The sequence below is a fragment of the Streptomyces sp. NPDC000880 genome (assembly GCF_053599675.1).
Map to the genome: position 1 here is coordinate 48142 of NZ_JBSFMS010000040.1, position 6471 is coordinate 54612.

The 6471-nt window shown below is 69.7% G+C and carries 7 protein-coding genes and 1 pseudogene; 3 read left to right on the forward strand and 5 right to left on the reverse strand.

Annotation, left to right across the window (positions count from 1 at the left end):
* Positions 1 to 169: 169 nt before the first annotated feature.
* The 5 genes from ACWDO5_RS15995 to ACWDO5_RS16015 all read right to left on the reverse strand — a co-directional run bounded on the left by ACWDO5_RS15995 (position 170) and on the right by ACWDO5_RS16015 (position 3397).
* Positions 170 to 970, reverse strand: coding sequence for a VOC family protein (locus ACWDO5_RS15995; RefSeq protein WP_450530883.1), 801 nt, complete (start codon positions 968 to 970; stop codon positions 170 to 172).
* Positions 971 to 1087: 117 nt separating this feature from the next.
* Positions 1088 to 2230 carry a baeRF2 domain-containing protein gene (locus ACWDO5_RS16000; protein ID WP_450530884.1) on the reverse strand — a complete coding sequence of 381 codons (1143 nt, stop codon included), beginning with the start codon at positions 2228 to 2230 and terminating at the stop codon, positions 1088 to 1090.
* A gap of 148 nt (positions 2231 to 2378) precedes the next feature.
* Positions 2379 to 2612: a hypothetical protein gene (locus ACWDO5_RS16005; protein ID WP_450530890.1), complete on the reverse strand. Its 234-nt coding sequence runs from the start codon at positions 2610 to 2612 to the stop codon at positions 2379 to 2381.
* Positions 2501 to 2848, reverse strand: coding sequence for a hypothetical protein (locus ACWDO5_RS16010; protein WP_450530885.1), 348 nt, complete (start codon positions 2846 to 2848; stop codon positions 2501 to 2503). Before ACWDO5_RS16010 ends, ACWDO5_RS16005 begins: the two co-directional genes overlap by 112 nt.
* Positions 2849 to 3025: 177 nt before the next feature.
* The gene (locus ACWDO5_RS16015) at positions 3026 to 3397 is read right to left on the reverse strand and encodes a tetratricopeptide repeat protein (protein ID WP_450530886.1); all 372 of its coding nucleotides are present in this window, start codon (positions 3395 to 3397) and stop codon (positions 3026 to 3028) included.
* Between the two features lie 131 nt (positions 3398 to 3528).
* Between ACWDO5_RS16015 and ACWDO5_RS16020 the strand changes: the two genes are divergently transcribed.
* The 3 genes and pseudogenes from ACWDO5_RS16020 to ACWDO5_RS16030 all read left to right on the forward strand — a co-directional run.
* Entirely contained in the window at positions 3529 to 4494 is a 966-nt protein-coding gene (locus ACWDO5_RS16020; RefSeq protein WP_450530887.1) for a pirin family protein, read from the forward strand.
* A gap of 296 nt (positions 4495 to 4790) precedes the next feature.
* Positions 4791 to 5156 (forward strand): annotated as a pseudogene (locus ACWDO5_RS16025) (IS3 family transposase); the annotation flags it as partial.
* A gap of 414 nt (positions 5157 to 5570) precedes the next feature.
* The coding region (locus ACWDO5_RS16030; protein WP_450530888.1) for an ABC transporter permease at positions 5571 to 6471 on the forward strand (901 nt) is incomplete at its 3' end.

A 6471-nucleotide genomic window follows, 5' to 3' on the forward strand; every position in this document is an offset into this window, starting at 1 on the left:
ATGTATCAGCTCTGGATGGTGTCGCTGGGCGCACCGGTGAGCCGGGCGGAGATGCGTCGCGGATGACGCTGTATCCGTACCGGCTCATCGATCACGACAGGGCCGGGAACGGCCGGCCGGAAAGTCGGGGATCACTTCACGCGCGTTTGACGCTCTCGCGCCGGGCGGCTCAGGACACGCTCGACGTCTTGGGCATGTCGCCCTTGGTCGTGTTGATGTCGATCACCGAGAACGCCGCACCCTGCGGATCGCTCAGCGCCGCGAACCGGCCGAACGGGCTGTCCATCGGCCCGAACCGCAGCACTCCGCCGCGCTCTGTCGCTTTCGCCACCGCCGCGTCGCAGTTCTCGACGGTGAAGTACACGTTGAGGTACGGCGGTACCTGGGGCGGGAAGTTGTCGTCGTCCATCTTCATGCGCCCGAGGACTGTTTGGTCGCCGAGGTTGTAGAGCCTGAAGTCGATCGCGTCGTCCTCCACCCGCTGCATGCTGTACGGGAAGACGGCGGGGAAGAAGGCGTCCGCCTTCTCCGGCTCCCGGGTGAAGACCTCACCCCAGCAGTACGCGCCGGGCACGGCCTTCGCCTCGAAACCCTCGTGCGTACCCGCCTGCCACACCCCGAAAACGACGCCGCCGGGATCGCGGGCGAGCAGCATCGAACCGAATTCGCCGACCTGCATCGGCTCCATCAGCAGCTCGCCCCCGTTGTCACGGATCTTCGCGGCGGTGGCGGCGACGTCCGGCGAGGCCAGATACAGACACCACGCCGACTGGCCTTCCTGGCCCGGCATCGGGGGCACAACGGCGGCGACTGCCTTGCCGTCCGCGTACGCCTGTGTGTAGTTGCCGTACTCCGACGAAGCCTCGCCGAAGGTCCAGCCCAGCACGTCACCGTAAAAGCTCTTCGCGCCCTCCACGTCGGTGAACATCGCATCAGCCCAGCACGGCATGCCCTCAGGATGTACGGCCATGGCTCTGCCTCCCGCTCGGTGGTGTCCCGTTTGCCACGCTAGCCAGCCGTCGGCCAACCCGCCCGCCGAGCGGGTGACGCAGCCCCTCTGTCCCGGGACCCGATGCGGCCGGTCACCTCACAGGCTCCAGCGCAGCACCGCCCCCAGCCCGCCCGCCGGGCCCTGCATCCCCTCGGGGACCAGCAGCACCTCGGCGTCGGATGCCGCGGCGGACCGCAGCAGGGCGTCGTCCGCGCGTGCCTGTACGGGCTTGGCGACGCCCATCGCCTGTGCCTGGCCGCGCTGCACGGCGACTTCGTCGACGCCGGGTCCGATCCACACATCGCGGCCCGCGTCGGACGCGTCCTGCGCGAGCAGCAGCGTGGCCACCTGGTGGCTCCGGGCAGCGTCCACGACGGCGGGTACCCCTTCAGCGGCTTCTCCGCGACCGGTGTCGACAGAGGCCGCGCGGTGCTCGCCCGGCTTGCCGCGTCCGATGCGGAAGCGTTCGAGGGCGCTCTGGAGCCGGTCGCGCGTGTACTCCTCGCGGGCCTGGGCGATCTGCCGGTCGAGCACGCTCTTCGAGGCACCGGGGGACCTGCTGCCGTTCTCGGCCTCGACGGTGACGGCCCGGATGCGCATGGGCAGCCGGTTGTACACCGCCCGGCGTTCGCGGGAGTCGCCGGTCAGGACCAGCAACTGCGCGCCGCTCCCGGGCCACTGCTTGGCGAGCTCGCCCGCGATGATGTCGGCGGTCTCGTTCCAGTTGTTCTCCACCTTGTTCCGGTAGTGCCACTCGCCCGTGGGGATGCTGCGCTGTCCTCGGCCCGGTCCCTCCTTGCCGTTCGCCTGCCCCACGGTCTCGCTTCGATGCGTGTCGCGCAGCTCCAGGTCGGCGCCGGTGCGGTCGATGTACGCAACCAGGCACGACGGCTCGTCGCCCCGCAGGCCGGCCAGTGGCGCGACGTGCGGCAGGACCGACCAAGTCGCCTCGATCCTGGGCGGGGTCGCCGCGAGCGGTACGTCGAGCACGACCTCGGCGCCCGCTGCGAACAGCGCCCGGCCGGGTGGTGCCCCGGAGACCGGCTCGTGGGCGAGCCTGTCTATCAGCGCCCTGACGGTGTAGGCGTCGGCGCCCGCGTCGATGAGCTGCGACGCGACGGAGCGCTCACGGAGCTTCTGCAGCCTCGCAGCGTCCTCGGTAGCACGCGTGGTGTCGATGTAAACAGAGGCCCAGGGGCCTGGACGGTCGAAGAGCGGCTTCAGAAAACCAAGTTCCATGATCTCCCCCAGGCTCGTGGAGGGTGAGTACTACCAGATTACGACGATGTGCCGGTAGGGCCCTCCTTATGGGGGAATCAAGGCAATCGCGGCAGTGGCGGATCCGGCATGGGCGGGCCAGCAGCCGCGCCCGGGCCCCGGTATCTGGCTACGCCATTCGATCGTCGCCGGCGGTGGCCCGGTGCGCGTTGATCATCCTGTGCAGCTCTTCGGACGCGGCCCGGCCGAAGGCCGGATCGTTGATGTGGGTGTCGAATTCGAGAAGTTCGGTCATGCTGTCCCGCGGCCCGTCACGGAGCGCGGTGAATAACGCGTCGTCGGCGGGCGGATCGTGATAGGGGCCTCCCGGGCCGCCGAGCGTGGAGAGCCCGCGCCGGGGCAGGCACACGGTCGTCGGCCCGCAGCCGGTCGGTTCCGGCGGTCAGGATGCCGCCCACCCAGGTCGTCGGCGAGCCAACTGGGCGTCAGGTCCAGGATGCCGGCGAACAGTTCCTGCTCGGCAAGTGACTCCAGGTTCCGTCCGCCGGAGCCGCTGGTGTGGAAGACCAGGGCCTCGTAACCGAGTTCGGTGAGCCGGTGCCGGGCGGCCTCGACGCCGGGTGTGGTTACGCCGGCCATCGCCGCGGCCACCAGTGGCCTGCCGCCGGCCCGAGACCGCCGCCCGTACAGCCCGTGACGCCGCGGCGAATCCCTTGGCCGTCGCGGCGATCGCGTCCACCGCGTTGGCGAGGATCGGTGTGCTGTCGGTGGGGTCGCTGTCGCTGGTCGCCCGGCTCCTGGCCTGACGGACAGCGACTAGCGAGCACCGGCTTCCGGGACGCTTTGCGGGAGGGGATCCCCGGACATCGCCGCGGCCATCCGCAGATGCGGCACGGCGTCCTCGGTCCGCCCCTGCCGCTCCAGCGTGCGGCCCAGCATCAGCCGCGCGTAGTGCTCCACCGGGCTGAGCTCCAGCACGGCGCGCAGCTCGGCCTCGGCCTTGCTCAGCCGCGCCGAGTGGTAGTAGGCGCGGGCCAGCAGCAGACGCGGCGCGATCTGCTCCGGCGCCTCCTCGACGAGACCACCCAGAATGCGTGCTGCCGTCATGTACTCCTTGGCGTCGAAGAACATCTGCGCGCGGTCCCACCGATCGGCCGCGGTGCCGAACTCGTAGTAGGTGTCGTTCATTCGCCCTCCTCCTCAAGGACTCGGCCTGCTGCGTGCACCCCCGTCAACACACGGCGATGGTTGAACATTCCACTATCCTTTGGGGCGTGGGGCCTGCCGGCTCGTACCCGTACAGGAATAGGTTGAGCGCCATGAGCAATCTCGATCGTCAGGCCGCCCTCTCAGTCTGCGGCGGTCGTGGCTTCGTCGTCGCCGAGCCCGTCCGCGAACTTCTCAGCCCCCGCCGAGTCCGGCTCGGCGAGTCCACCGAGGTCCGCCGACTGCTGCCCAACCTCGGCCGGCGCATGGTCGGCGCCTGGGCCTTCGTTGATCACTACGGGCCCGACGACATCGCCGACGAGCCCGGAATGCAGGTCCCGCCCCACCCGCACATGGGCCTCCAGACCGTCAGCTGGCTGCACGACGGCGAGGTGCTGCACCGCGACAGCACCGGCAGCCTGGCGACCATCCGCCCCCGGGAACTCGGCCTGATGACCTCCGGGCGCGCGATCAGCCACTCCGAGGAGAGCCCCAAGCCGCATGCGCGCTTCCTTCACGGTGCCCAGCTCTGGGTCGCGCTCCCCGACGCGCACCGCGGCGTCGAGCCGCAGTTCCAGCACCACACCGAGCTGCCGACCGTCACCGCGCCAGGCCTGACCGCCACCGTCATCCTCGGCGCCCTCGACGGCGCCGCCTCGCCCGGGACGACATACACCCCGATCGTCGGCGCCGATCTGGCGCTCGCCAGGGGGACCGAGACGAGCCTCCCGCTCGACCCCGACTTCGAGTACGCCGTGCTCGCCATGTCCGGCGAGGCCCATGTCGACGGCGTGCCCGTACTGCCAGGCTCGATGCTCTACCTCGGCTGCGGCCGTACGGAACTCCCGCTGCGGGCCGGATCCGACGCCGGCCTGATGCTCCTCGGCGGCGAGCCGTTCGAGGAGGAGATCGTCATGTGGTGGAACTTCATCGGGCGGTCGCATCAGGAAATCGATGAGGCTCGGAAGGCGTGGATGGAGGGGGCCCGGTTCGGTGAGGTGAAGGGGTACGACGGTGCTCCGCTGCCCGCTCCCGAACTCCCGCCGGTGGCGCTGAAACCGCGCGGGCGAGTACGTTGACCTGGGGTTATGCGCACCGGTCTCGTTGTCGAGAGGTGCGGGCGTCGGCCCCCTTCGCCTGCTATGCGGCACGGGGTGCCCGCGCCTCGAAGTGATCCACTCTGGCGTGGGGAACGAGTTGTAGGTGTTGGCTTCTGTGACCAGGTCTGATCAGACCCCTTGCTGACCTTGCTGACGAGTAATCAGGTTGCTGGTCCTACTGGGGCGGGTGAGGGGGCTTGAGCGCTCGGAAAACTCGCGGATGTCCGCGGCAACGTGATCGGGCTTTTCCATGGCTACGAAATGATGGCCGCTGGTACCACGGGGCCTTGCGTGTGCACGCCGACCTGCGGGGATTCGGTCATCACGTGAACCGCAAGCGGGTGGCGCGTCTGATGCGGGAGCACGGCATCATCGGCCGTCACCTGCGCAGAAAGAAGCGGACCACCGGCCCCGACTTCCACGCGCCGCCGGTGGAGGACCTGGTGCAGCGGGACTTCACCGCCTCCCGGCTGGATGAGCGATGGTGTGGCGGCATCACCTGCATCCAGGCCGGCGGGCAGTGGCTGTTCCTCGCGGGCGTGACCGACATCTGCTCACGGCGGGTGCTCGGCTGGTCGATGGCCTCGCACATGCGCGCGGAGCTGGTCATCGACGCCTTGCACAGGATGGATCGCGCACAGGATCACCGATCACTCACGTGATCCTCTGAACCACCTGAGTTCGGGAACTGTCGTCACTCGTTCGGGCGGACCGAGCGCGGACGAGACATTCAACTGCCCCGAACGCATCCCGGCGCCAAGGCCATCCCTGCACTTGGACGCCGCCGTCGCACTGGTGCCGCCTGCGTCGCCTCCGGCCTCCCCTGCCCTGCTTGACCGGCCACCCCCACCGTCATATAGTTTGTTGTGCAACGAATTAAATGCAGGCTTTCCGCTTCAGGTGCCCCGGACGGTGAGATTCAGCCGGCTGACGGCCCAGACGTGACCGGACCGACTGGCTGTTGCACTGCAGCGGCCTTGCATGTCGGATGCGCCCCTCGTTGTCAACTCCCGTCCGACGCCAGAGTCTGGTTTCCACCGGCAAGGAACTGAGAAATGCCTGACATACAGCCCCGTGTGCTCCGGACCGATGAGGTCGCCGTTCCCCAGCCCGGCCACGGGCGGGACGGCTGGCCCGCGCACCGGTGGCTGGTGGGGGCCAAGCCGGTGTTCCTGCCGGTCGTGGTCGCCGTGGTGATCGGTGCGATCTTCATCAGCGTGTACCTGGCCGCGTTCCACGCCCCGGTGCCCCGGGGGCTGCCGGTCGCGGTGGTGGGCACCACGGCCGAGGTGTCGGCGGTCGCGGAAGCGCTGCCCGGACATCGGCCGGGCGCTCTGCGGGTCAAGCAGCTGCCGGATGAGGCTGCGGCCCGGTCAGCCGTCGAGCACGGCGACGTCTTCGCCGCGTTCCTGCCCGGCGGTGACCCGCGGCTGCTCTACGCCGGGGCCCGCGGCCCGGCAGTCACTACGTTGCTGATGCAGTCCTTCGGCCCTCTCGCCGAGGCGGACGGAGCGGAGCTGGAGGCCGTCGATGTCGTTCCGGCGTCCCCCCAGGACACTCGGGGGCTGGTTGTCTTCTACACCACCTTCGGTCTGGTGCTCGCGGGGTATCTGTTCGGGATCATGACGTACCAGCTCGGGCCGGGTGTGGGTATGGCGCGGCGGATGGCCGGGCTCGCCGCGTTCAGCGGCGTCGGCGGAGTGACGGTGGCCGCTGTCGTCTCCGGGTTCCACGCCTTGCCCGCGCCGTTCGCAGGGGTCGCCGGGCTGGTGGCGCTGGTGGCTCTGGCGGTGGGCTCGTCCACGATGCTGCTGGTCAGGGGGCTCGGGATGTGGGGGTCCAGCATGGCCGCGGTGGTGTTCATGACGGTGGGCAACGCGACCAGCGGCGGCAGTCTGCCCGCCCAGTTCCTCCCGGCCTGGCTGGAGCCGTTCTCCTCGGTGCTGCCGGTCGGTG

What these genes read in the sequence shown, in the direction of transcription:
- ACWDO5_RS15995 (WP_450530883.1), bottom strand. Translation starts at nt 970, where the DNA reads ATGGCCGTACATCCTGAGGGCATGCCGTGCTGGGCTGATGCGATGTTC.
- ACWDO5_RS16000 (WP_450530884.1), bottom strand. Translation starts at nt 2,230, where the DNA reads ATGGAACTTGGTTTTCTGAAGCCGCTCTTCGACCGTCCAGGCCCCTGG.
- ACWDO5_RS16010 (WP_450530885.1), bottom strand. Translation starts at nt 2,848, where the DNA reads ATGGCCGGCGTAACCACACCCGGCGTCGAGGCCGCCCGGCACCGGCTC.
- ACWDO5_RS16015 (WP_450530886.1), bottom strand. Translation starts at nt 3,397, where the DNA reads ATGAACGACACCTACTACGAGTTCGGCACCGCGGCCGATCGGTGGGAC.
- ACWDO5_RS16020 (WP_450530887.1), top strand. Translation starts at nt 3,529, where the DNA reads ATGAGCAATCTCGATCGTCAGGCCGCCCTCTCAGTCTGCGGCGGTCGT.